The 25,494-nt window shown below is 35.3% G+C and carries 20 protein-coding genes; 17 read left to right on the forward strand and 3 right to left on the reverse strand.

The window, feature by feature from the left end; translation table 11 throughout:
- Position 1 precedes the first annotated feature (1 nt).
- The 8 genes from folP to DQM95_RS04555 all read left to right on the forward strand — a co-directional run bounded on the left by folP (position 2) and on the right by DQM95_RS04555 (position 6,458).
- Positions 2 to 802 (forward strand): dihydropteroate synthase, encoded by an 801-nt coding sequence (folP, locus tag DQM95_RS04520; protein WP_111685954.1) that lies wholly within the window; start codon positions 2 to 4, stop codon positions 800 to 802.
- A 2-nt stretch (positions 803 to 804) separates the two neighbouring features.
- The gene (folB, locus tag DQM95_RS04525; protein ID WP_037592248.1) at positions 805 to 1,164 is read left to right on the forward strand and encodes a dihydroneopterin aldolase; all 360 of its coding nucleotides are present in this window, start codon (positions 805 to 807) and stop codon (positions 1,162 to 1,164) included.
- On the forward strand, positions 1,161 to 1,667 hold the full coding sequence (gene folK, locus DQM95_RS04530; protein WP_111685955.1) for a 2-amino-4-hydroxy-6-hydroxymethyldihydropteridine diphosphokinase: 507 nt from the start codon (positions 1,161 to 1,163) through the stop codon (positions 1,665 to 1,667). The genes folB and folK overlap by 4 nt, the downstream gene beginning before the upstream one ends.
- A gap of 91 nt (positions 1,668 to 1,758) precedes the next feature.
- Positions 1,759 to 2,670, forward strand: coding sequence for a UDP-N-acetylmuramate dehydrogenase (murB, locus tag DQM95_RS04535; protein ID WP_037592247.1), 912 nt, complete (start codon positions 1,759 to 1,761; stop codon positions 2,668 to 2,670).
- Positions 2,671 to 2,686: 16 nt separating this feature from the next.
- Positions 2,687 to 3,841, forward strand: a complete 1,155-nt coding sequence (locus DQM95_RS04540; RefSeq protein WP_037592246.1) for an ABC transporter ATP-binding protein — start codon at positions 2,687 to 2,689, stop codon at positions 3,839 to 3,841.
- Positions 3,825 to 4,619, forward strand: a complete 795-nt coding sequence (locus DQM95_RS04545; RefSeq protein ID WP_012658327.1) for an ABC transporter permease — start codon at positions 3,825 to 3,827, stop codon at positions 4,617 to 4,619. Before DQM95_RS04540 ends, DQM95_RS04545 begins: the two co-directional genes overlap by 17 nt.
- Positions 4,616 to 5,392: an ABC transporter permease gene (locus tag DQM95_RS04550; RefSeq protein WP_012658328.1), complete on the forward strand. Its 777-nt coding sequence runs from the start codon at positions 4,616 to 4,618 to the stop codon at positions 5,390 to 5,392. Before DQM95_RS04545 ends, DQM95_RS04550 begins: the two co-directional genes overlap by 4 nt.
- On the forward strand, positions 5,385 to 6,458 hold the full coding sequence (locus tag DQM95_RS04555; RefSeq protein WP_037592245.1) for an ABC transporter substrate-binding protein: 1,074 nt from the start codon (positions 5,385 to 5,387) through the stop codon (positions 6,456 to 6,458). The genes DQM95_RS04550 and DQM95_RS04555 overlap by 8 nt, the downstream gene beginning before the upstream one ends.
- Positions 6,459 to 6,487: 29 nt before the next feature.
- On the opposite strand, the gene DQM95_RS04560 is transcribed toward DQM95_RS04555, so the two are convergent.
- Positions 6,488 to 7,171 (reverse strand): response regulator, encoded by a 684-nt coding sequence (locus tag DQM95_RS04560; protein ID WP_012658330.1) that lies wholly within the window; start codon positions 7,169 to 7,171, stop codon positions 6,488 to 6,490.
- 1 nt (position 7,172) lies between these two features.
- Positions 7,173 to 8,696, reverse strand: coding sequence for a Spo0B domain-containing protein (locus tag DQM95_RS04565; protein ID WP_037592244.1), 1,524 nt, complete (start codon positions 8,694 to 8,696; stop codon positions 7,173 to 7,175).
- Positions 8,697 to 8,857: 161 nt separating this feature from the next.
- Here DQM95_RS04565 and DQM95_RS04570 point away from each other — a divergent pair, with 161 nt between their 5' ends.
- The 6 genes from DQM95_RS04570 (at position 8,858) to DQM95_RS04595 (ending at position 20,745) form a co-directional block, all read left to right on the forward strand.
- Positions 8,858 to 10,192 carry a 2-hydroxycarboxylate transporter family protein gene (locus DQM95_RS04570; protein WP_037592243.1) on the forward strand — a complete coding sequence of 445 codons (1,335 nt, stop codon included), beginning with the start codon at positions 8,858 to 8,860 and terminating at the stop codon, positions 10,190 to 10,192.
- An 18-nt stretch (positions 10,193 to 10,210) separates the two neighbouring features.
- Complete coding sequence (locus DQM95_RS04575; RefSeq protein ID WP_037592242.1) at positions 10,211 to 11,368, forward strand: NAD(P)-dependent malic enzyme; 1,158 nt, start codon at positions 10,211 to 10,213, stop codon at positions 11,366 to 11,368.
- 195 nt (positions 11,369 to 11,563) lie between these two features.
- Positions 11,564 to 16,012, forward strand: a complete 4,449-nt coding sequence (locus DQM95_RS04580; RefSeq protein ID WP_128861511.1) for a S8 family serine peptidase — start codon at positions 11,564 to 11,566, stop codon at positions 16,010 to 16,012.
- Between the two features lie 130 nt (positions 16,013 to 16,142).
- On the forward strand, positions 16,143 to 17,681 hold the full coding sequence (locus DQM95_RS04585) for a ClC family H(+)/Cl(-) exchange transporter (RefSeq protein WP_037592241.1): 1,539 nt from the start codon (positions 16,143 to 16,145) through the stop codon (positions 17,679 to 17,681).
- 83 nt (positions 17,682 to 17,764) lie between these two features.
- Positions 17,765 to 18,595 (forward strand): BglG family transcription antiterminator LicT, encoded by an 831-nt coding sequence (licT, locus tag DQM95_RS04590; RefSeq protein ID WP_037592240.1) that lies wholly within the window; start codon positions 17,765 to 17,767, stop codon positions 18,593 to 18,595.
- Positions 18,596 to 18,834: 239 nt separating this feature from the next.
- Entirely contained in the window at positions 18,835 to 20,745 is a 1,911-nt protein-coding gene (locus tag DQM95_RS04595; RefSeq protein ID WP_037592239.1) for a beta-glucoside-specific PTS transporter subunit IIABC, read from the forward strand.
- Positions 20,746 to 20,780: 35 nt separating this feature from the next.
- Here DQM95_RS04595 and DQM95_RS04600 read toward each other — a convergent pair whose 3' ends face one another.
- Positions 20,781 to 21,704 (reverse strand): AraC family transcriptional regulator, encoded by a 924-nt coding sequence (locus DQM95_RS04600; protein ID WP_037592238.1) that lies wholly within the window; start codon positions 21,702 to 21,704, stop codon positions 20,781 to 20,783.
- 644 nt (positions 21,705 to 22,348) lie between these two features.
- Here DQM95_RS04600 and DQM95_RS04605 point away from each other — a divergent pair.
- The 3 genes from DQM95_RS04605 (at position 22,349) to DQM95_RS04615 (ending at position 25,412) form a co-directional block, all read left to right on the forward strand.
- Positions 22,349 to 23,836, forward strand: coding sequence for a family 1 glycosylhydrolase (locus DQM95_RS04605; RefSeq protein ID WP_037592237.1), 1,488 nt, complete (start codon positions 22,349 to 22,351; stop codon positions 23,834 to 23,836).
- A 94-nt stretch (positions 23,837 to 23,930) separates the two neighbouring features.
- Positions 23,931 to 24,545 carry an SGNH/GDSL hydrolase family protein gene (locus tag DQM95_RS04610; RefSeq protein ID WP_037592236.1) on the forward strand — a complete coding sequence of 205 codons (615 nt, stop codon included), beginning with the start codon at positions 23,931 to 23,933 and terminating at the stop codon, positions 24,543 to 24,545.
- Positions 24,546 to 24,572: 27 nt separating this feature from the next.
- The gene (locus DQM95_RS04615) at positions 24,573 to 25,412 is read left to right on the forward strand and encodes a Cof-type HAD-IIB family hydrolase (RefSeq protein ID WP_037592235.1); all 840 of its coding nucleotides are present in this window, start codon (positions 24,573 to 24,575) and stop codon (positions 25,410 to 25,412) included.
- The last annotated feature ends 82 nt before the right edge of the window (positions 25,413 to 25,494 follow it).

Below are 25,494 nucleotides of genomic sequence, written 5' to 3' on the forward strand. Positions count from 1 at the left end.
GATGAAAATTGGTAAATTTAATGTAGAAGGCAATGCTGCCATCATGGGCATTCTCAATGTGACCCCTGATTCATTTTCCGATGGTGGTTCTTACACTGAATTGGAAAAAGCATTAGAACAAGTCAGAGTGATGATTGATCAAGGAGCTAAAATTATAGATGTGGGTGGAGAATCTACACGCCCAGGCTTTGAATTTGTTCCTGCAAAAGATGAAATTGACCGTATTGTCCCAGTTGTTAAAGCCATCAAGGAACGCTTTAATGTTTTAGTTAGCATCGATACTTATAAGACAGAAACTGCTCGTGCAGCCCTTGATGCAGGAGCTGATATACTCAATGATGTTTGGGCAGGGCTTTATGATGGGCACATGTTAGATTTAGCTGCAGAATATCAGGTTCCCATTATTTTGATGCATAACCAAGAAGAGGAAAGATATACAAATGTAGTGGAAGATGTTTGCAAGTTCTTGGAAGAAAGAGCAGAACAAGCTTTGGCTGCAGGCCTTTCAAAAGAGAATATATGGATAGATCCAGGATTTGGCTTTGCAAAAAACGTTGAACAAAATATTGACTTGCTTAAGGGTCTAGATCAGGTTTGTCAATTGGGTTATCCAGTCTTATTTGGCATCTCTCGGAAACGCGTTGTTGATGCCTTATTAGGTGGGGGGACTATAGCCTTAGAAAGGGATAAAGGGACAGCTGCCTTATCAGCATTTGCTATTAACAAAGGCTGTCAGATTGTTCGTGTCCACAATGTTGCTGAAAATAAGGACATTGTTACGGTATTAGGTCAATTGAGGTAAAAATGGATAAAATAGTATTGAATGGTTGTCAATTTTATGGTTATCATGGTGCCTTACCTGAAGAGCAAGTGATTGGTCAAATTTTTAAGCTTGATTTGGAATTAGATGTTGATTTAAAAGCGGCTTCTTTATCTGACCAACTCGAAGATACTGTCCATTATGGTCAGGTATTTGAAAGAGTTCAAAAGATTGTTGAAACACAACGCTTTGCACTCATCGAACGTCTAGCTGGTTTTATATGTGAAGATCTCTTTGAGTATTTTCCAAGCATTAGTGCTATTAAGATTTCTGTTTTGAAGGAAAATCCACCAATTCCAGGTCATTATGATTCTGTGGGTATCGTATTGGAGAGAAAAAGATGACAGCAGTGTACCTTAGTTTAGGAAGTAATCTTTTAGACCGTTATCATTTATTGAAGGAAGCCCTTAATCGACTGTCACAATTGCCAGAAACACATTTATTGGCTAAGTCTTCCATCTATGAGACACCTGCCTGGGGAAATACTAATCAAGGGGATTTTTTAAATATGGCTTGTTATTTAGAAACACGTTTAGAACCTCTCGAATTTCTCCATTATTGTCAATCCATTGAAACGGATCTTGGCAGAATAAGGCATGAAAAATGGGGCCCAAGAACAATTGATATTGATATCTTATTATTTGGTCACCAACACCTTGATACTGAAGAATTACAACTTCCCCATCCTTTTATGAAAGAAAGAGCTTTTGTTTTACTGCCTTTGCTTGAAATAAATCCAGAACTAACCAGTGATGGGAAGAGTGATTTTCTAAAAAACTATTTAAGGAATCTTGATAAACAAGGTATTAAAAAGTATGGTCAAACAGATGAGAAGAACTTTTCATAATTATCGTTATTTTTAACAAAATTTGATATAATAGAGTCGGCTTAATGCCGATTTTTTATTGTAAACAGTATTGATTTGAAAGAAGATTAAGATGATTGAAGAACTTGCCGGTATTGATATCCGGATTAATGAACCCTTAAAAAAATACACTTATACCAAAGTTGGTGGTCCAGCTGACTACTTGGTATTTCCAAGAAATCGTTTGGAGTTAACGCGCGTTGTCAAATATGCTAACAATCATAGTATCCCATGGATTGTCTTAGGAAATGCTAGTAATCTGATTGTTAGAGATGGCGGCATCAGAGGTTTTGTAATCATGTTTAATAAATTGAACATGGTTACAGTTGATGGTTATACCATTGAAGCAGAAGCTGGTGCAAACTTGATTGAGACAACAAAAGTTGCTAAATTCCATAGCTTGACGGGATTTGAATTTGCCTGTGGCATTCCTGGAAGTGTTGGTGGTGCCATTTTTATGAATGCAGGAGCATACGGTGGCGAAATCGCAAACATATTTCTGTCCGCAAAAGTTTTAACACCAGAGGGTGATATTAAAACGATGACTGCTAGAGAAATGGCCTTTGGCTACCGTCATTCGGCTATTCAAAAGTCTGGAGATATTGTTATTTCTGCTAAATTCGCATTGAAGCCAGGTGATTTTGAGCAAATTTCCCAAGAAATGAATCGTTTAAATTACTTAAGACAATTGAAACAACCCCTTGAATACCCTTCTTGTGGATCTGTTTTTAAGCGTCCAGAAGGTCATTTCGCAGGTCAGTTGATTATGGAAGCTAACCTAAAAGGGTATCGTATTGGAGGCGTTGAAGTTTCTGAAAAACATGCTGGTTTTATGATTAATGTTGATCATGGTACGGCAAAAGACTATGAGCATTTGATTGCCCATGTCATTGAAACAGTTGAACACAATTCAGGTATTCGCCTGGAAAGGGAAGTGCGTATTATCGGAGAGCAAGAATCTCTCAATCAAAAAGAAAAATCCTAGGGGAGGAGTAAAACCATTGGCAAATCCTATAATTTCATTTAAAAACGTTTCAAAGGTTTTCGAAGATAGTGGAACAACTGTTCTTAAAAATATCAATTTTGACCTTGAAGAAGGTAAGTTTTACACCTTATTAGGTGCTTCAGGTTCAGGAAAATCAACAATATTAAATATTATTGCTGGACTTTTAGACGCGACAAGTGGAGATGTCTTTTTGGATGGGAAACGCATTAACGACCTGCCCATTAGTAAGCGTGATGTCCATACAGTATTCCAAAATTATGCTCTCTTCCCACACATGAACGTTTTTGACAATGTCGCCTTTGCCTTAAAGTTAAAAAAAGTACCAAAAGATGAGATTGCAAAAAGGGTCCAAGAGACCTTAAAAATGGTTCAACTCGAAGGTTTTGAAAAAAGACCTATTGAAAAGTTATCCGGTGGTCAAAGACAACGTGTTGCTATTGCGCGTGCTATAATCAATCAACCACGTGTTGTCCTACTGGATGAACCTTTGTCAGCCCTAGACTTAAAATTAAGGACCGAGATGCAATACGAATTGCGCGAATTACAACAGAGGTTGGGCATTACCTTTGTTTTTGTAACGCATGATCAAGAAGAAGCACTGGCGATGAGTGATTGGATTTTTGTCATGAATGATGGGGAAATTGTTCAATCCGGTACACCAGTTGATATTTATGATGAACCTATTAATCATTTTGTCGCTAACTTTATTGGGGAATCCAATATCATTAACGGTACTATGATTGAAGATTATCTGGTGTCTTTCAATGGTAAAAGTTTTGAATCTGTTGACGGGGGAATGAGACCAAATGAGCCGGTAGAGGTTGTCATTCGTCCGGAAGATCTACAGATCACTCTCCCTGAAGAAGGTAAGTTACAAGTTAAAGTGGACACTCAACTGTTTAGAGGGGTTCACTATGAAATTATTGCTTATGATGAGTTAGGCAATGAATGGATGATTCATTCAACGCGTAAAGCTATTGAAGGTGAAGTTATAGGTCTTGATTTTTCACCTGAAGATATTCATATTATGCGTTTGAACGAAACAGAAGAAGAATTTGATGCTCGTATTGAAGAATATGTTGATCTTGAGGAACAAGAAGAAGGTCTACTCAATGCGATTGAGGAGGAGAGAAATGAAGAAAACCAATAAGCTTTATTCAATTCCTTATTTTCTTTGGATAGTGCTTTTTGTATTGGCTCCAGTCGCTCTTCTCATTTACAAATCCTTCTTTGATATTGAAGGTCATCTCACTTTGGCTAACTATCAGACATTTTTTAGCTCATGGACCTATTTGAGAATGAGTTTCAATTCCATTTTGTACGCGGGTATTATTACTCTTGTAACCCTATTAATTGCATACCCAGCCGCATACTGTTTGACCAAATTAAAACATAAACAATTATGGTTGATGCTAATTATTTTGCCAACTTGGGTCAATTTACTTCTTAAAGCTTATGCTTTTATGGGAATTTTTGGACAACAAGGTGGTATTAATGCTTTTCTAAGTTTTATAGGTATTGGACCACAACAAATTCTATTTACGGATTTCTCCTTTATTTTTGTAGCATCCTATATTGAATTACCCTTCATGATGTTACCTATTTTCAATGCATTAGATGACATTGATCAAAATGTCATAAATGCTAGTCGTGATTTAGGAGCTAGTGAAGTTCAAACCTTTTCAAAAGTAACCTTTCCCTTATCATTGAGTGGTGTTAGAGCAGGGGTTCAATCTGTCTTTATTCCAAGTTTGAGTCTCTTTATGTTAACCCGTTTAATTGGTGGGAACCGTGTCATTACACTTGGTACTGCCATTGAGCAACATTTCCTAACAACGCAAAATTGGGGAATGGGGTCAACCATAGGGGTTATCTTAATATTAACAATGCTCTTTATCATGTGGTTAACAAAGGAGAGAAGAAAATGAAAAAATTTGCAACTCTTTATTTAACCTTTACCTTTGCTTTGCTTTATATTCCCATTTTTTACCTCATTTTTTATTCTTTTAATAAGGGTGGGGATATGAATCAATTTACAGGAATGACGTTTGACCATTACCAGACACTTTTTTCAGATAGTCGTTTGATGTCCATTTTGCTTCAGACCTTTCTATTAGCCTTCCTAAGTGCCCTATTAGCAACCGTTATTGGTACTTTTGGTGCCATTTATATACATCATGCGCGTCAAAAATACCAAAATGCTCTTTTATCAACCAATAATGTCCTGATGGTTTCACCAGATGTTATGATTGGAGCTTCCTTTTTAATTTTATTTACGACCTTAAAATTCAAATTAGGCATGTCATCCGTTTTATTAAGTCATATCGCCTTTTCCATTCCAATTGTGGTTTTGATGGTTTTACCTAGGCTGAAAGAGATGAATCAAGATATGATACATGCAGCTTATGATTTAGGTGCAAGTCAGTTCCAAATGATGAAAGAAGTCATGTTACCCTATTTGACACCTGGCATCATTGCAGGTTATTTCATGGCCTTTACCTATTCTTTGGATGACTTTGCAGTGACTTTCTTCCTAACAGGCAACGGTTTTACGACTCTGTCGGTCGAAATATATTCGCGGGCCCGTCAAGGTATTTCTTTAGATATTAATGCCCTGTCAACAATTGTCTTTTTCTTCTCAATTGTCCTAGTTTTGGGCTATTATTACATTTCACAAGACAAGGAGGAAAAAGATGCGTAGACTGTATTCCTTTATTGCTGGCGTCCTAGGCATAATCCTCATTTTGGCGTCTTCGACTTTTATCCTTCAAAAAAAGACAGGGTCGGCAAATCAATCTGACAAATTAGTCATTTATAACTGGGGAGATTATATTGACCCAGCTTTGCTAAAAAAATTCACTAAGGAAACGGGCATACAAGTTCAGTATGAAACTTTTGATTCCAACGAAGCCATGTATACGAAAATCAAGCAAGGTGGAACAACTTATGATATTGCTGTGCCAAGTGACTATACCATTGATAAAATGATTAAGGAAGACTTACTTGTGAAGTTGGACAAGTCTAAATTAAAAGGTATGGAAAATATTGGGATAGAGTTCCTGGGTAAGAGTTTTGATCCAAAAAATGATTATTCTATTCCTTATTTTTGGGGAACTGTTGGTATTGTGTACAATGATCAAATGGTGGATAAAGCTCCTAGACATTGGAAAGATTTGTGGCGTCCAGAATATCAAAATGACATCATGCTAATTGATGGTGCGCGTGAAGTTATGGGGCTTGGCTTAAATACATTTGGTTACTCTTTGAATGCAAAGAACATGTCCCAATTGAATCAAGTGGAAAACAAGTTACAAAGCTTGACACCAAATATAAAAGCTATTGTAGCTGATGAGATGAAGGGCTACATGATCCAAGGAGATGCTGCTATTGGCATCACTTTCTCTGGTGAAGCAAGTGAGATGCTTGATGGCAATGACCATTTGCATTATATAGTTCCGTCAGAAGGATCCAATCTTTGGTTTGATAATCTGGTTTTGCCTAAAACCATGAAACATGAAAAAGAGGCATATGCTTTCTTAAACTTTATTAATGAACCTAAAAATGCAGCTCAAAATGCTGAGTATATTGGTTATGCAACTCCAAATAATAAGGCCAAAGAACTTTTGCCCAAAGAGGTCAAAAATGATAAAGCCTTTTATCCAGATCAAGAAACAATCAAAAAACTTGAAGTTTATGACAATCTTGGAGATAAATGGTTGGGCATATACAATGATTTATACTTACAATTCAAAATGTACCGCAAATAAGAAAAAGCCTATCCTGAGGGATAGGCTTTTTACTGTATCTGGTAGACCTTGTAGGGACGACCGACTTTTGTATAAATTTGTTCACTCACTAATTGATTATTCTCTTCCATATAGGCAATGTATTTTCGAACTGATACATGTGAAAGGCAGGTTTCTTCCGTAAGATCTTGGATTGTAAATGGTTTGGAAAGTCTCTGAATGGCATCTATAATCAGTTGATAGGTATCTTGCGAGAGCCCTTTTTCAAGAAGAAGATTTGTCTTGTTAGTGATAGCTTGTTTGTCATTGCTTTGTTGGGATTTTAGAAAATCAATGGCCGATTGTTTGATAACCATCTGATTTAATTGTTTTTGGTGATCAAAAAAACGACGGATGCTTTCTTCAAATCTGTCAAAAGTGAAGGGTTTAATCAAGTAATCAATAATACCAAAATGAAAGCCAGTTTTGATGATATTACCGTCATTAGCTGCCGAAATGATAATGACTTCACAATTGATATGGTTAGCTCTAATATATTCTAAAAGGTTTAAGCCATTGCCATCTTTGATGTGAATATCCAGTAAAATAAGTTGAATAGAGAATTGAACTAATTTTTCTTTAGCATCACTAATGGAATCGCTGGATAAGATGTTTTGAAAGTGATTGATTTTTTCCAAATAATTGCGATGGATAAAATCAACCATTGGATCGTCTTCTATGATAAGTACATTCATGTTAAGCTCCCAAATAAGGTATATTGACAGAAAATGATATCTGATCTTTTGAACTGTTGTTGTTAAAATAACTCTTAGTATCCATTAAAAGTTGTGTAAAATAACTTGTTTTTAATAACTGATTGAGGTCATCGGTACTAAAGCCATCATCAAGAATATGGTAAGTCGTATAGAGGAAATTGTCTTTATAACAGACGGTCGTCATGACTTTTTTGGTTTCCATTTCAGACAGGAGATGTGTGTGTAAATAGCGGTAGATCATTAAGACATTATTGAGCTGACTTTGTGATTGACATGCAGGAATGTCACTGCTAACCTCAACATGTAAATGGATACCCTGTTCCTTGTATTTTTCTTCTTCCCCAATAAAAAAGCTGGCTAGTAATGGTTCTTTGATCAATACAGAGAGGCTGGTCAATTTATCTGTTTCATCTTCTAAAAGACTATCCAAATAAATTTTCAATTGATCGTTGTAATTGATATCAACCAGTCCATAAATCACATGGAGGTGATTCATGAATTTATGGGTTTGAGCTTGTAGGGCAGAAGCATAGGTTGTTGTATAAACTAATTGGTCCATCGTATAGATGGCATCAGCAGCTTTTCTGAGGAAAATAAGGTAGCCACGTAAATCATTCTTAACGGTAATTGGTGAAATGCTGATCAGATAATCCTCATCAAGAAATCGAAACAATTGGTCATGTGTCTTTGTGATATCTAACTGAGCAAACTGAGGAAAAAGACTTTCAAATTTCTTACCTTGAATGTTGGTTAAAGAGAGTTTGTCGGCTATTAATCCTTTTGCAGACTGATTGGTTAAAGATATTTGGTGCTGTTTATTGATAATAAAAACGGAGTGACCAATTTGATCCAACATGGCATTTCGTTCTTCTAGTAATTGATAAATTTCACTTGGTTCTAAATTGTGTAATTGTTTTTTTAAGTGAATTGAGATGAAACTTGTCACTAGTAGACCAATTAAAATACAAATCAATAAAGCAGATGTGTACTTTTGTTTGCTGTCACTAACGACTTCATTTAGCGATTTTAAGGTTAGTCCAACGGCAATGGCACCAATTTGCTTTTTGTGAGAATCATAAACTGGAATGAGGTAGCGGATCGATTTTCCTAAACTGCCTTTTGCTGTCGAAATAACCTCCTGACCCTGCAAAGCAGTTTTTTCATCGCCACCTTGGAAGGGCTTCCCAATTTTTTCAGGATTAGGGTGGGTTAAGCGAATCCCTTTCATATTCATAATGACGACATAATCCAAGTCATAGTTGTGGGCAACCATTTGACAATAGGTGATAAGTTTTTGATTCGATTCATCTTTCAGGAGAGCTTTTTGTATCTCTTCATTTTGAGTTAACATGTTACCCGTTGAGGTTAAGAGGTGCGTTTCTTGAACCTTGATGGTTTGGTAGGTTTCATGAATCATAATAGCATAAAAAATAGTTGTTGTTAGGGCAATCATGGTCACTAATACTAATGATAAGCTCGCCCATAAAGTTAATTTTCTTGGCATAGTGTCTCCTATTATTTGAGTATATCACAGGCATAATTCCGAAACTAGCTTAAATTAATTAAAAAAATGGAATATCTTTAATTACTTAAACTAATTAAATAATCTTTATGACCTGTTAGGACCGAGATATACTTAAATCAATTACAAAAGGAGGTCCTATCATGGAAACACTACAAAAAAGTGTTGTCAATCCATCTGCTGACTTAGTACAGGCGAAAAAAAATTCTACTTTTAAAATTGGTTCGGTTCCATTTCCTGTCTATCTCACTTTGGCAACACTGATTTTTATCACAGGTTATTTGCAACAACTACCGGTTAATATGTTGGGTGGTTTTGCTGTTATTTTAACAATGGGTTGGTTATTAGGTACTATCGGTGCCAATATTCCCGTTTTGAAAAATTTCGGTGGGCCGGCAATTTTATCTCTATTGGTTCCTTCGGTTTTGGTATTTTTTAATCTCCTAAATCCAAATGTATTAGAAGCGACCAATGTTTTAATGAAACAAGCAAATTTTCTTTATTTTTATATCGCTTGTTTGGTTTGTGGTAGTATTCTAGGGATGAATCGCAAGATTCTGATTCAAGGTCTTTTTAGGATGATTATTCCTATGCTGCTTGGGATGATTTGTGCCATGGCTGTAGGAACTGTAGTAGGAATCCTTTTGGGTATGGAATGGAAACATGCTTTATTCTATGTTGTCACTCCTGTTTTAGCTGGTGGGATTGGTGAAGGCATTTTGCCACTTTCTCTTGGTTACAGTGCTATTACTGGTGTTTCTAGTGAGCAGTTAGTAGCACAGCTTATTCCAGCGACAATCATCGGAAATTTCTTTGCTATTATGTGTACTGCCTTGCTTTCTCGTTTTGGGGAGAAGCACCCATCTTACTCTGGTCAAGGTCAACTTGTTAAGGCTGGTAAAGGTGAGGATATGAGTGATGCCTTGCAGGACAACTCTGGTCAGCTAGATATTAAGTTGATGGGTGGTGGTGTTTTAACAGCATGTTCCCTCTTTATTGCTGGAGGTTTGTTGCAACATTTGACAGGATTCCCGGGACCTGTTTTAATGATTATCTTAGCTGCTATGTTAAAATACATGAATGTGATTCCACAAGAAACGCAAAATGGTGCGAAGCAACTCTATAAATTTATTTCTGGTAATTTTACATTTCCACTGATGGCTGGACTGGGTTTGCTCTACATTCCTCTTAAAGATGTTGTGGCGACACTCAGTTGGCAATATTTCATTGTTGTTATTAGTGTTGTGTTTACGGTTATTTCTGTTGGCTTCTTTGTCTCTCGTTTTTTAAACATGCATCCAGTGGAAGCTGGCATCATTTCAGCTTGTCAAAGTGGAATGGGTGGAACAGGAGATGTTGCTATTCTTAGTACAGCTGATAGAATGAATTTAATGCCTTTTGCTCAGGTTGCAACACGTTTAGGTGGTGCAATAACTGTTATTACAATGACCGCAATTTTACGTATTTTATTCCATTAAAAAAGTGAGGTAGATTATATGACAAATGAACTTGGACAATTAGCTATAGAACAAGCTAGACATTTTGGTGGTAAATTAGAAATCAGCCCTAAAGTTACTATAGAAAACAAACATGACTTAAGCATCGCCTATACACCTGGAGTTGCTAGTGTTTCTTCAGCAATAGCTGACGATATCTCACTAGGATATGATCTAACCACAAAGAAAAATACAGTTGCAGTAGTTAGTGACGGGTCCGCTGTTTTAGGATTAGGCAATATTGGGGCAACAGCAGCAATGCCAGTTATGGAAGGTAAAGCAGCATTATTTAAAGCTTTTGCAGGCGTTGATGCTATACCAATTGTTTTGGATACCAACGACACTGAAGAAATTATTAGAATAGTAAAAGTTATTTCACCAACATTTGGTGGTATCAACTTGGAGGATATTTCAGCACCACGCTGTTTTGAAATTGAACAAAGACTTATTGAAGAATGTGATATTCCTGTCTTTCATGATGACCAACATGGTACAGCAATTGTTGTTCTTGCAGCTATCTTTAATGCCTTAAAACTGATTGAAAAAACAATTGAAGAAGTTAAAGTTGTTGTCAATGGTGGTGGTTCTGCCGGTCTATCAATAACACGAAAACTATTGGCAGCAGGTGCTAAAGATATAACCGTTGTTGATAAATTTGGAATCATAAATGAAAAGGAAAGTCATAAACTACAACCTCACCATCAGGACATTGCCAAATTGACAAACCGTGAGTTTAAATCTGGTAATCTAGAAGAAGCTTTAGATGGAGCAGATATTTTCATTGGAGTATCTGCACCAGGAGCTTTAAAAGCAGAATGGATTTCAAAAATGGCTGAGAAACCCGTTATTTTTGCAATGGCAAATCCAGTTCCAGAAATCTATCCTGACCAAGCTTTAGAAGCAGGTGCTTATATTGTGGGAACTGGACGTAGTGATTTTCCAAATCAAATTAATAATGTTCTAGCCTTCCCAGGTATCTTCCGTGGTGCCCTAGATGCAAGAGCTAAGAAAATCACAGTTGACATGCAAATTGCAGCAGCCAAAGGAATTGCTAGTCTGATTCCAGAAGATGAATTGTCTACAACAAATATTATCCCTGATGCCTTTGAAAAAGGCGTAGCCGAAATTGTCGCAAAAAGTGTTAGTGACGCTGTCTAAAGTTTGAATTATGTAAAAAAAAACAACTTTTACCGAGAAAGTTGTTTTTTATTTTCTAAGATAATGAGTAAAAAAAGAAAAACCTTGCAAAAGATTATATTATAGATATAATATTATTAAGTATACTTAATAATAAAAATAAACTAAATTAAAAAAGTCGACGGATAGTTTTAATGGCAGACAAGGAGGTTACAATTGCGATATAAAAAAATGACGAGATCGTCAAATAGCAGAATAGTTTTACAATCGACACTGATTATGATTTTTGCTTCAAGCTGTGTAAACCATTTTAAAGGAACAATTCATGCAGATGAAAAAGTGATTAATGGTTCAGAAGCTTCAATCCAAGTTGATCATACATTGAATACTGCATCTGAAAACAGACAAATTCCAGAAGAAAAGGTAACTGAGGAAGCTACAAATGATCAGCCGGAACTTTTAGAGAAGCAAGCGGCATTTTTACATGAAGGCCGTGAAAAAAATACTGAGAATTTGCCTTTAGATGGTAGAGGAAGTCTGATTGCTAGTATTGATTCTGGAGTTGATATTAAGCACGAGGCATTTGCAAATAATGATGATAACCATGATTTTCATAAAGAGACAGAAGTTTCTGAAGGTTCTACTTCAAAAATTCCCTTTGTTTATGATTTTCTTAGTGGTGATACCAGTGTGAGAGATGACGAAGAACATGGTATGCATATTGCAGGAATCTTAGTTGGTGATTCTAAAAAAGGTTTCAAAGGGATGGCACCTAAAGCACAGCTAATTGCATATCGAACTTGGAGTAAAAATAATAGTGAAGGTTATCAAGAAGCAAACCAGTTTTTTGCAATGAAAGATGCCATCAAACGTGGTGCTGACGTGATTAGCTTGAGTATTGGTGAGATTGGTAGTGGGCAAAACGATGATATTTGGGCAAAGGTATTAGAAGAAGCGAAAAAGAAAAATGTTGTTGTCGTTGCAGCAATGGGAAACTATGGGACATCAGCAACAAGTAATACTTTTGATCAAGTTGTTGATGAAACTTTCCCACAAACCGATAGTTCCACTTTGCTTTCTGTATCTGCAAATCCCGAAGTCATTGGTGTTGGCTCTATTTTTGAAAAAGAAATGTATTTACCAACACTAAAAATTGATACTTTAGAAGTACCTTATGAAAATATCAACTGGCAAAATTATTACCTTTTTAAGCAAGAAAAGCAAGAACGTATTTCTTTTAATGAAATGTTAATAACCTTAAACCAATCAAAAGAAGAAGGAAGTTTAAAAGATAAAGTTGTCATCATAGAACGTCAAGCAGAAAATATTTTTCCTCAATTAAAAGAAGTGATGAAAAAAGGTGCTAAAGGTGTTATTTTGATTAACCAATCAGGACCAACTACTTATGGTAACTATGAGACAGTTCCAGAATTAAGAAATACCTTATTAGATGATGAAGATGGTGATTTCAAAAAAACATGGGCTGTTAGCATTTCAGCAAACGATGGTAAAGCATTGAAAGATTACCTTCAAAAACAAGACAAGAAAAAAAGCTATTCACTTGTGTTTAATACAAAACCACAATTGAAACATGTTTTCAAATATCCAGGTGTATCAGGTTTTAGTACTTGGGGGCCAGGTCTTGATTTAACCCTTAAACCTGATATAGTAGCACCGGGAGAAAATATTTATTCTACAGGTAATGATAATAGCTATTTTATTAGTAGCGGGACTTCAATGTCTGCTCCAAAAGTCGCAGGGGCAAGTGCCATGTTTCTCCCAGTGACAAAAAAATGGCAAAAAAAATGGGAAAAACAAAATATTTCCATGTCTATACCACAATTAACGAAGTTATTGTTCCAAAATACAGCGGATATTCTTTATGATCATAGTGTCCCAAATGGTAAACCTATATTACCTTACTCACCTCGAAGACAAGGGGCAGGAGCTTTAAATGTGAAAAAAGCAGCACAGACGAATGTTTTTGTAACTTCTGCAGATAATAAAGGAGCAATACTGTTAAAAGATTTTAAAGAAAGTCGTAAAGAGTTTGATATTGTGATCAGAAACTTTTCGGATCAAGTCAGACGCTTTAAAATTGAACCAGGATCAGTTTTAGGAAAGATTCTTTATTCAAAAGACAGAAAAAATTATGATAAAAATGAGACTATTCAAACCGTGCACTCTAGGGTTATTAAAGATTCGGCCATTGAGAGTCCATTATATGTTCAAATAGCTCCAAACAGTTCAATGATTCTTCCTCTAAAACTTAATGTGGGAAAAGCAGTTGAAAATGAATTTGTGGAAGGGTTTATAAAGCTTCGCTCATTAGAGAAAGATCAACCGGATTTAAACATTCCATTCATGGGATTTTATGGTGATTGGAACTCAGAAAACATTTTAGATCCAGTAGCCTGGCAAGAAGGAAGCAAGACTCGTTTAACTGGTATCGTTCATCCATATGGTTTAGGAGAAGATAAATTTGATATCGTGCCTTGGGGGGTTGACTATGAAAAATGGAAGCAAGACCCTAAAGCTTTAGATGCAGATCAACGGTTTTATGTTATGCAGAGTCAGGGTGGCATTGCCAACCATGCTAAAATGCGTCTACGTTTAATATTTATGCGACATGCTAAGGATTACCGTGTTGATATCCTAAATTCTCAAAAAGACAAGGTTTTAAAAACCTTAAAAACAGGTCATCACGCCCCTAAGTATATGGAAAGTGCATTATTAGAACATGGAGATCAATATCAAATGCAATTTGCAGATTTTGATCCTGATTTAGAATGGGATGGAAGTGTCTATAATCCTAAAACAAACACTGAAGACCCCTTACCTGACGGAAACTATTTTATTCGGGTTTCCTCCAGAATCAGTAAAAATCGTCCATATCAAGAGCATATTATTCCCTTTGCCATTGATAATCAAAAACCTAAAGTAAAAATTGAAGAAAAAACTGCTCTTCAAGTTGTTTTTCATGTTGATGATGCTCACCTTCAAGGAATAAGGCTAGTAAAAGATAATAAGATTATTCAAACCTTAGAAACAGACACTCAAGGAAGATTTCGACTTAATCTTGCTGATTTCCAAGGTAAGGGATTTGAATTAGAGGCTATAGATTTTGCAGAAAATAAAACAATCATAGATTTAGATTCTCTTAAAGAAAAAGAAGTAGGATATTTATTTGGCGCAAGTAGTAGTTATAACAAATCCAGGTATCGATCACCAAGGTCAGTAGCCCATAAAAATGCTGAAGATATTCTTCATGAGAATTCAGAGGAAAGTGAGGAGATAGCATCAGCATTAACTTTTGAAGATGGGAGTGATTTTCACGATGGTAAGAAAACAAATGCGTATTCAGAGATTAACAAAAGTAATGATAATAGTGTCCATTTAAAAGATAATACTTATTATCGTGACTATTATATCCATTTAAAAGAAGGGCAACGTCTTTTAGTTACCACAACAAATGCATTTCATAATAGTAAACAAGGAAATGATATCACAGCGCCAACATGGCAAGCTAACTATACTTATGATCCTTCGACAAATCAGGGACAATATTATCGTAAGATTGCTATTCCGATTTATCAAGGATCAAATACTATAAATGTAAAAGCATTTTATAAGGATAAATTAATATTTAATAAAGGATACGCGGTAAAATTAGATACAGAAGTTCCTCAATTAACTTTTGATAATCCAAATATTAGCTTTACATCTGATAAATGGCAAAACCTATCTGATGATGAGTATGATGACGATAATATTGTTGGTACTATCACAATTCCAAATAATACCTTAAGATTATCCGGGAAGATTCGAGACGGTCTAGATGGATGGAGAATGTTTATTAATGGAGACATGGTCGATAGTGATATTAAACTAGGTGAATATGATGATATTTTTCAACAAAATAGAAGACAATGGAAATATGAAAAACAAGTTGAAAATGATGACTATGTGCTCATAAAACTGAGTGATCATGTTAAAAACAGCCGAAGTTACCTCTTTAAAGTAAAAATTGATCCTACTGTTTCAGAGTATCATTTCACAAACAAAAATGACATTATTGATGATGACAAAACATTGTTAACATTAAACACCTTAACCGATAGCTCATTGGGATATGCTAATAAACTTTTAAATATGCCAAAAGATTTGATTAAATCAACAGATGATCTTTTTAAAGCCATGACGATGTTATTTAAAAAGGAAAGTTTTTTCCTTTATCCGCTTAAAAATGATTTAAATACTAATGGAACTAGTATGATGACAAGTTTGGTGCAGTTCCAAGCAAAGGATGTTAAAGAAAATATACCATTAGAATGGGAAATAAAAACCAAAGCATCCGACTCAAGGCAAGTTCTTTATCAAAATCTTAAGAACGAAAAAGAAAGGTTGGATCAGATTTCCACTAATCCACTAGCTCATCAATTACCTCTGGAAAATTCTAATCAAGAAAATGGACAAGACGCTATTTTGACAAGTACAAAAGTCTTACCAATGTCCAAATCATCTATATTCAGAGACTCGTTACGTGAGACGAGTCTGCCAGAAACTCGTGACTCTTCATCAATGGCAAATTGGTCATTAGCTTTCTTCTTATCTGCAGTGATATGTTTCTTTAAAGGAAGAAGAAAAAGACTGAATAAGTTATAAGTATGTTTCATTAAAACACTTTCCAATTGTTTGGAAAGTGTTTTTTAACAAAAGGATGACATCGGAACTAGAAAGTTGCCATCGGCTTTGATAGAATAAAAGAAGAAGTTTTTAAGAAAGGCGGTATACCGTGGAAAAATATCAACATGACTACGATTTTAGTGAAGAATCCATTATTTCATTTGTATGGCGAGGCGTTATTGTTGGCATTATTGCTGGTGTTATAGTTAGTTTATTTAGACTGATGATTGAGGTGTTATCTCATGAGGTGAACCATATTTATCAGCTATCACAGGATAAACCAAGTATACTGTTAGCAATTATTGGCATTAGTTTTTTACTTCTAATGCTTATCGGACTTTTTATAAAAAGTGAGCCAGATATCAAGGGATCGGGTATTCCTCATGTCGAAGGAGAGTTAAAGGGTTTACTATCCCCAAATTGGTTTAGCGTTTTATGGAAAAAAATGATTGCAGGAACCATTGCTATTTCAATGGGATTTATGTTAGGTCGAGAAGGTCCCTCTATCCAGTTAGGTGCAATGACTGGTAAAGGCTTAGCTCAATGGTTAAAGTCAGGCAGATTAGAAACTCGAGTCCTCATTGCCAGTGGCGCCGCAGCAGGTTTATCTGCAGCATTTAATGCCCCTATTGCTGGACTTTTATTTGTCGTTGAAGAAATTTATCATCATTTTTCTCGATTGGTATGGATAACTGCCTTGGTGGCCAGTTTGGTAGCAAACTTCATTTCCTTAAATATTTTTGGTTTAAAACCAGTGCTATCTATGCCTCAAACCTTGCCCTTCCTAGATTTGAAGGATTATTGGATACTTATTGTTCTAGGTGTTTTCCTAGGAGTTTTAGGCTTTCTTTATGAAAAAGTTATTTTAGTTTTTCCAAAAGTCCTTATCCTATTTGGACAAAAATGCCATCTACCTTCCCATCTTTACAGTGTTATTGCGCTTGTTGTCATCATCCCAATTGGATACCTTTTTCCTCATTTATTGGGAGGAGGCAATGGCTTAATCATAGGATTATCATTAGAACATCCAACACTGATGCTTGTTATTTTATACTTTAACTTGCGTTTTATAGGCAGTATGTTTTCTTATGGTAGTGGTTTACCAGGAGGTATTTTCTTACCTATTCTGACACTTGGTGCTTTAGCAGGTCTATCTTTCGGCTTGGCCTTTCATAGTATTGGACTACTAAACAACACCTACATGCCTTTATTTATGGTATTAGGGATGGCTGGATATTTTTCTGCCATTTCAAAAGCTCCGCTAACTGCAATGATTTTAGTAACGGAGATGGTTGGAGATTTAAAACCATTAATGGCTATCGCAGTGGTAACCTTTGTAGCATATTTAATTATGGATCTCCTAAAAGGAGCTCCCATTTATGAAGCCATGTTAGAAAAAATGTCTATTGCACCACCCAGTCAATTACTTGAACCAACTCTGATAGAATTAGTTGTCGGAGAGCGATTAGCAGGACGCCTTGTCAAAGAGTTAAAACTTCCTGAAAATGTCTTAATGACCACACAAATCATTCATGGGAAAAGACAAGTAGTTTCAGGAAATACTAGATTGATTTCTGGGGCAACGCTCTTTATAGTTGTTAATGAAAGTGAGATTGGGTTGGTGCGCGACTTATTATTAGGGAAATGATTGTAAATAGTGATTGAAAACAAGTTTGATATCTGTTAAGATGAATAACGTTATGACGAAAAGGATTGGGAGACTGGTAGGGAATGAAAATTGATAAAGTTTATAACAATAATGTCGTTCAAGTTATCAATGATAATCAACAAGAAGAGATCCTTATGGGGAGAGGTTTAGGATTTCAAAAAAAAGTTGGTGATCAGGTTGAATTAAGTCAGATTGAAAAGCGCTTTATTCTTCAAGATAAGAATGTCATGAAAGACTTATCGTCCGTTTATACTGATTTGAGTCTAGAAGAAATTGAAACCATCTCAACTATTATTGAGCATGGTCAAGACATTTTGGGAACGGTTTATGATTTAGCCCTTTATATTTCTTTAGCTGACCATTTGCATTATACTCTGGAAAGGGTAGAAAAAGGTCTTGTCATTAGTAATCCTCTCAGCTGGGAGATACGTAAGTTCTTCCCAAAAGAGTTTCAAGTGGGAAGAGATGCTCTGCTTATTGTTAAGGAAAAATTAAAGGTTGACTTGCCAGAAGATGAAGTGGCCTCTATTGCATTGCATTTTATAAATGCGCAAAAAGATGCTAATGCGAGTGAATCCGGTCAAAAAATGGCAAAAATTGTTACGACTATTTTAGATATTGTCAGATTTCAATTTGGACATATCTCTGATAAGGATGCACTGACTTATAATCGTTTTGTGACCCATATTCAGTATTTTGCCCAAAGGGTGGTTAATGGTTTAGTACAGGGAACAAACGATAGTTTCTTATATGAGCAGGTGCGTTTAAATTATCCCGAAGCCTTTGCTTGCTCTGAAAAGATAAAAGCTTATGTTGAAAAAACCTATGATTTTCCAATGAGTAAAGATGAGCAAGTCTATTTGACGATTCATATTCAACGATTAGAAAAGTAGCTGAAAGTTTTTTCAGCTTTTTTTATTTTTTTCAAAAAAACGCTTGCAAAAGGAAACGCTTTCTGATATTATAGAACCACAATTAAGGATTGTTACTGATAAGCAGGCAAAACCTAAATAAATACGAGATATGATGTTGTAGCAGTAGCTATACATTTATTTGGTATTTGTTTGGGTTTTTTCTATTGTCAGAAATCCCAATTATCCTTTTAAGGGAAGGAATTCAGAAAGGAGCCAAAATGGCTAAGAAAGATTATACAGAGCTCGCTAAAGACATCGTAGCTCATGTTGGTGGAAAAGAAAACGTAACGAATGTTCGTCACTGTGTTACCAGATTAAGATTCGTTTTAAAAGATGAATCTAAAGCAGATACAGATTACTTAAAACAACGTGATGGTGTTGTTACTGTGGTTAAAGCAGGTGGACAATACCAAGTTGTCATTGGTAACCATGTCCCTGATGTCTATGAAGCCGTTCTTGGGCAAGGTGTGTCAGGAGTTGGCGCAATTGACGCTGATGAGGGGGATGTGGCAACTGGTAATTTGTTTGATCGTTTTGTAGACTTAGTTTCCGGAATTTTCCAACCATTCCTAGGTCCATTAGCTGCTGTCGGTATCATCAAAGGATTAGTTGCTATTTTAGCTGCTAGTCTAGGATGGAATGCAAGTAATAGTGCTTTATATGTCATTTTGAATGCAGCTGGTGATGGCTTTTTCCAATTCTTACCAATATTAATTGCGATTACTTCAGCTCGTAAATTCAAAATGAATGAATTTACAGCAGTTGCCATTGCGTCAGCATTAGTTTACCCAGATATTGCGACATCAGTGACTGGACTTACAAAGGCTGGTCTTGCCAATGTTTTTGGAATTCCCTTTGCCTTGCCAGTGAGTGGTTATCTTTCTACCGTAATGCCTGCGATATTAGCCGTTTGGGTGGCTTCATTAATTGAAAAATTCATGAAGAAAATCACACCTGATGTGGTAAAAATGTTCATTGTCCCATTTGTAACCATTTTAATTACAGTTCCATTAACTTTCTTATTGGTAGGACCAATTGCAAATTTGATTGCTGATGGTTTAAGTGCTTCTTTTAAAGCAATAATGGGCTTTAGTCCAGTTGTTTACGGTTTCGTTCTAGGAGCTATGTGGCAAGTCATGGTAATGTTCGGTCTTCACTGGGCGGTGGTACCATTAGCAATTTTAGATGTGGCAACAAAAGGTCAATCTTCCATTTTAGTACCAGCTTTACTACCAAACTTTACCCAAACAGGTGTCTTACTTGCTATTCTTTTGAAAACGAAAGAGCAAAAAGTTAAATCCATTACAGCACCAGCTCTTATTTCATCAATCTTCGGTGTAACAGAACCAGCTATTTATGGGGTTACACTTCCAATGCGTACACCATTTATTATCTCATGTATCGTTTCAGGTTTTATAGGTGCAGGCGTCATGTTCTTTAAAGTTATTGGTTATTCTATTGGTGGAATGGGAATTTTCTTATACCCATCCCTTGTAAACCCTAAAACTGGTGATACTTCAGGAATGATTGCTGCTATCGGTTTAACAGTACTTGCCATTGTAGCTTCATTTATTATTCAATACCTAATGCCTGTTCCAAACTTATTTGGATCAACTGAAGTATCAGTAGAAAAAGATAATGATTCAAAAGTAGTGACTCCTTTAAAAGACATTAAACAAGAAATTATTGCTAGTCCATTAAATGGAGACATTCTTCCATTAGATCAAGTTCCAGATGAAGTATTTGCTTCAGGGGCTATGGGTAAAGGTATCGCTATCAACCCAAGTGAAGGCGTTGTTTATGCACCTACAAAAGGTACTGTAAGTTTAGTATTTGCAACGAAACATGCTATTGGTTTCCAAACAGAAAACGGTGCTGAACTTTTGATTCACGTTGGAATGGATACTGTTTCACTTGAAGGGAAAGGTTTCAAAGCATTAGTAGAAGTAGGGGATACTGTTGAAGCTGGCCAAAAACTCCTAGAATTTGACATGGATGCCATCAAAGCATCAGGCTTGCCAACGATTACTCCGATCATCGTTACCAATACAGATGTTTATGAGGACATCCTTGTAAGCCAAGAAAAAACAGTTAAAACAGGTGACTACCTCTTAACAACAGTTAAATAAAACAAAAAGGAAATGTCAACCATGGGCATTTCCTTTTAACTTAGTTTCGGTGGGTTAATCAGTGTTCGACTCTCTTTAGGTTTTGTGTATTTCTTACGGTATTGGCTAGGTGTTAGATTGTAATAGCGTTTAAATTGTCGATTGAAGTTAGATAAGTTATTAAAGCCTATTTCATTGGCGATTTCTAAAATGGGTCTAGTGGAATGAATGAGTAATTCACAAGCTTTACTTAATCTTACTTGGATGACAAATTCTGTGCAAGAAGTGCCAGTATGTTGTTTAAATACTGTCATGAAGTGTGTTTTACTGTAACCAATAAATTGAGATAGAAAATCAATTGTTAAATTATCGCTATAATGATTATTGATGTAGTCGATGAGTTGACGAATTTTTTCATTTTTCCGATAGGTATCATCAGTATTTTTTTTAACCACATATCTATGGAAATAGAGCAAGTAAATAAACTCATGTAATTTGGATTTTAGCAGTATTTCAAAATGCCGACTTTCTTCTTTTGCTAATGAAAAAATATCAAATAAACAGGCTTTGATATCATCGTAACCAGGCATGTGGGGCTTGATACAATGGACAAATTTATTGACACTGTTTTGAAGTGGCTGAAGATAATGCAAGCTAACCTGATCAACAACAGAAAGACCCAACATGTCTAAATGAAATTGAAAATTATCGGTGATGTGTTTTTCTTTAGCGATTGGATGAATAGAGTGCATTCCATTAGGACGAATCAAGATAATGTCTCCAGCTTGACTATTAAAGAAGTCATAATCAATATGGTAGCGAGCGGTTCCTTCACAAACATATGTCACTTCTAATTCAGGATGCCAGTGAAAAAGAATATCGGGTCTGCCGTTTTTGACTTCATTATGAAAAAAGCGGTAGGGAAGTAAATGTTTTCGTTGCTCTTCGTTAGGTGTTGTTTGTAAGCGTGATAATAACACGATGTTTTCTCCTCAATTGACCAAAATTCATACAATAGTATTATATCAAAAAGCTTTCACGATGAGATAAAAAAACTTTCCTTTGATGAAAAAAACAAACTCTTATTTCAAATGTGTACAATAACGATAACTTCAACCTTTTTGGACTATACCAATTTTGAATATAAACTGGAATAGTTGACTTACATTTAAAGTGATTAATCAAACGACTCCATTTCATAATAGGATAGTATTATTTTCTCAAAGAATAGTGTTAGATTCTTCAAATGTAAAAAGATATACTAAAGCTACAGTTTGGATTTTCTTTAAATTATTATGAAAAAAAGGAAGATTCACTTGTTTTGTTAAGTATTTTCTTTGATAAAATTAGATAATCTTCCTAAAGGTTCATTTTTATAAAATAGTGACCTGCTCTTCATTTGTATTTAGATTTCTTCTGAACGAACTTTGAAATGACTGTTGAATCCATCGACACTCATTATGTCAGTTAATAAACATACCTGATTCAAATCTCCTATCAGGTATTTTTTTATGTGCAACTAACTCTTGATAGGATAATAGTATCATGAAACCGTAACATATTGGTGGATTCATAACTTTTTGATTATTATAATATAATTATTATGTTGAAAGAAGGTCATAACATGACGAAAACACAATTTCCAAAAGATTTCTTATGGGGTGGGGCTATCGCTGCCAACCAAGCTGAAGGGGCTTACAATGAGGGGGGACGTGGACTTGTTCAAACTGATGTAACAACAGGAGGATCAGTTAACTCCCCACGATATGCAACCTATATTGACAAGGATGGAAAACCAGGAAAATTAGCTTCAATGGGACATACAGCCAAATTACCTGAGGGCGCTCGATTTGCTATTTTAGAAGATGAATATTATCCTAATCATGAGGCTGTTGACTTTTACCATAGATACAAGGAAGACATCAAACTTTTTGCAGAAATGGGATACAGTATTTTTAGATTATCTATTTCTTGGGCACGTATTTTTCCAAATGGAAATGATGCAGAGCCAAATCAAGAAGGATTAGATTTCTATCGATCTGTTTTTGAGGAATGTCGTAAATACAATATAGAGCCCTTAGTTTCAATTTGGCACTTTGACACACCATTAGCCTTAGAAGAAGAATTTGGTGGATGGACAAACCGAAAATTGATTGATTTTTATGTGACATATGCCGAAACTATTTTTAAAGAATATAAAGGTTTAGTTAAATATTGGCTTACATTTAATGAAATCAATAATACCGTTATGTTCTTAGACATGTTTGGTGGTAATGCGACTGATAAGGAGTATCAGGAAGCTTATCAACATTTGCATCATCAATTTGTAGCATCAGCAAAAGCAGTTCACATCGGACACCAAATTGATCCTGATTATCAAATTGGAAATATGATTTGTGGAATAACCTTTTATCCAGCAACATGTGATCCAGCAGATATACTTGCTACCGAACATAAATGGCAACAAGGTATTTACTATTGTGGAGACGTTCAAGCAAAAGGGAAATATGGCACTTACGCTCAACGGCTTTGGAATGAACATCACGTAGAGCTTGATATTAGAGATGAAGATATTGCTATTTTAGAAGAAGGAAAAGTTGATTTTTATTCTTTCTCTTATTATATGTCTAATAATATTACGACTCACGAAGTGACAGATAAGGTTTCAGGTAACTTTTCAGCTGGAGTTCGTAATGAATACCTTACCTATTCTGATTGGGGATGGGCTCAAGATCCTATAGGATTGCAATACTATTTAGAAAAAATTTATGACCGTTATCAAATTCCGTTGATGGTTGTCGAAAATGGCTTGGGTGCCTTTGATACGGTTGAAGAAGATGGTTCTATTCATGATGATTATCGTATTGATTACCATAGGGCTCATGTGAAAGCTATGTCGGATGCTATTGCGAATGGTGTTGATTTAATTGCCTATACAACTTGGGGCTGTATTGACATTGTCTCAGCTGGAACGGGTGAAATGCGGAAACGTTATGGTTTCATTTATGTTGATAAAGATGACCAAGGAAATGGAACTTTTGAAAGAAGACCAAAAGATAGTTTTTATTGGTACAAGAAAGTCATTTCATCTAATGGACAAGATTTAGATTAGAAAACAGTAAAACGGTTTCATGAAAATTTTCATGCAGAAAGACTGTTTCATTCATTTCTTTTTGATATACTTGAAGTAAGGAAAAGGAGAAAAAATGCTTGAAACAGTTTCTGCAGAGTTATTAGCTTATCAAGAAGACCGTTTGGATTCTTATCGTGAACTTAACCAAACGACTAAACCTGGTGGTATTGTTTTTGCAGGTGATTCTATTATTGAATTTTACCCTTTAAAAAAATATTTAGGCCGCTCTCTCCCTATACATAATAGAGGGATAGCTGGTATTGATAGTCAATGGTTGCTTAATCATATTGACGAACATATTTGCCAATTGTATCCTGAAAAAGTTTTTCTGCTAATTGGTACCAATGATATTGGTTTAGGTTATTCAAATTCAGAAATTAAAACAAGAGTCTCAGAGATTATTGCCAAGATTCAATCAAAAAATGAAAACTGTAACATCTATCTTTTGTCAGTTTTACCAGTTTCTGATAATCCTAACTATCAAAACACTGTTAAAGTGAGAGATAATAAAGGTATTGATGAATTAAATGACGCATTAAAAACCATACCAACAATTAACTATATTGATTTGGCAAGCAGTCTTAAAGATAATACGAATGGTTTAGCTGATGGATTTACGAAAGATGGTCTTCATCTTAATTTGAAAGGCTATGAAAGAATTTCAAACTGTTTATTGAATTATTTATAAGTCGAAAGAAAGGGGAAACCTTTTATTATGACCATAAAAATGATTGCAAGTGATATGGACGGCACTTTTTTGAATGAAAAAGGTGTTTACAATCGTGAAAAATTTATTAGCATTTTGAATCAATTAGATGCATTAGGCATTCATTTTGTTGTTGCAAGTGGAAATAATATGGACCGACTAAACATGATTTTTAAAGGTCTAACGGACCGCATGTCTTTTGTTGCAGAAAATGGTGCCCATATTGTAGAAGAAGGAAAAGATTTGAAACGTCACGTTTTAGATCAAAAAGATGTTGATTTATTCCTAGACTATTTTCGTGATGATCTTGCAAAGAATGCTGTGATTCTATCCGGAAAAAAACAGTCTTATATGCATGAAAATGCTAAATTGCCAGAGGCTTTTGCTATTGAACCAGAACAATTTAAACAATTTTTCTCTAAAATAAAACTCATTGATGACTTCTCAAAAGTCGGCCAAGAGCCTATTTTAAAAATTTCCATGATGCTTCCAGTAGATGAGTGTGATCATGTGATTGAAAGCTTTAATAAGGAATTTAAAGGCAATTTAACAGCTGTGACCAGTGGGTTTGGTGCAGTAGATATCATTCAAACAGGCATTCATAAAGCTTGGGGCTTAAGTCTCTTGATGGAGAAATATGGCATTAGCTCTGATCAAGTCATGGCTTTTGGTGATGGTGGAAATGATATTGAAATGCTGCAACTAGCAGAATATTCTTATGCCATGGAAAATGCACCTGAGGTTGTTAAAAAGGCAGCAAAATTCATTGCTCCTCATCACAAACATGAAGGTGTTCTTCAAACCTTAGAAACTTTTTTAGCTGACATTGCTAGAGAAATAGAATCCTAAAAAAGATTGGTTGTTACCAATCTTTTTTGCTTGCCATCATGTTATAGTATTAGAATTCAAGATTATCTAATAAGAAATCGGT

Source organism: Streptococcus uberis (genome assembly GCF_900475595.1).
Taxonomy (GTDB): Bacteria; Bacillota; Bacilli; order Lactobacillales; family Streptococcaceae; genus Streptococcus; species Streptococcus uberis.

Bases quoted from the DNA above. Each gene is read 5' to 3' on its own strand.
- folB (WP_037592248.1), top strand. From the start codon at position 805: ATGGATAAAATAGTATTGAATGGTTGTCAATTTTATGGTTATCATGGT.
- DQM95_RS04550 (WP_012658328.1), top strand. From the start codon at position 4,616: ATGAAAAAATTTGCAACTCTTTATTTAACCTTTACCTTTGCTTTGCTT.
- DQM95_RS04565 (WP_037592244.1), bottom strand. From the start codon at position 8,696: ATGCCAAGAAAATTAACTTTATGGGCGAGCTTATCATTAGTATTAGTG.
- DQM95_RS04570 (WP_037592243.1), top strand. From the start codon at position 8,858: ATGGAAACACTACAAAAAAGTGTTGTCAATCCATCTGCTGACTTAGTA.
- DQM95_RS04545 (WP_012658327.1), top strand. From the start codon at position 3,825: ATGAAGAAAACCAATAAGCTTTATTCAATTCCTTATTTTCTTTGGATA.
- DQM95_RS04610 (WP_037592236.1), top strand. From the start codon at position 23,931: ATGCTTGAAACAGTTTCTGCAGAGTTATTAGCTTATCAAGAAGACCGT.
- DQM95_RS04605 (WP_037592237.1), top strand. From the start codon at position 22,349: ATGACGAAAACACAATTTCCAAAAGATTTCTTATGGGGTGGGGCTATC.
- licT (WP_037592240.1), top strand. From the start codon at position 17,765: ATGAAAATTGATAAAGTTTATAACAATAATGTCGTTCAAGTTATCAAT.
- DQM95_RS04595 (WP_037592239.1), top strand. From the start codon at position 18,835: ATGGCTAAGAAAGATTATACAGAGCTCGCTAAAGACATCGTAGCTCAT.
- folK (WP_111685955.1), top strand. From the start codon at position 1,161: ATGACAGCAGTGTACCTTAGTTTAGGAAGTAATCTTTTAGACCGTTAT.
- DQM95_RS04615 (WP_037592235.1), top strand. From the start codon at position 24,573: ATGACCATAAAAATGATTGCAAGTGATATGGACGGCACTTTTTTGAAT.
- DQM95_RS04560 (WP_012658330.1), bottom strand. From the start codon at position 7,171: ATGAATGTACTTATCATAGAAGACGATCCAATGGTTGATTTTATCCAT.
- DQM95_RS04575 (WP_037592242.1), top strand. From the start codon at position 10,211: ATGACAAATGAACTTGGACAATTAGCTATAGAACAAGCTAGACATTTT.
- DQM95_RS04555 (WP_037592245.1), top strand. From the start codon at position 5,385: ATGCGTAGACTGTATTCCTTTATTGCTGGCGTCCTAGGCATAATCCTC.
- folP (WP_111685954.1), top strand. From the start codon at position 2: ATGAAAATTGGTAAATTTAATGTAGAAGGCAATGCTGCCATCATGGGC.
- murB (WP_037592247.1), top strand. From the start codon at position 1,759: ATGATTGAAGAACTTGCCGGTATTGATATCCGGATTAATGAACCCTTA.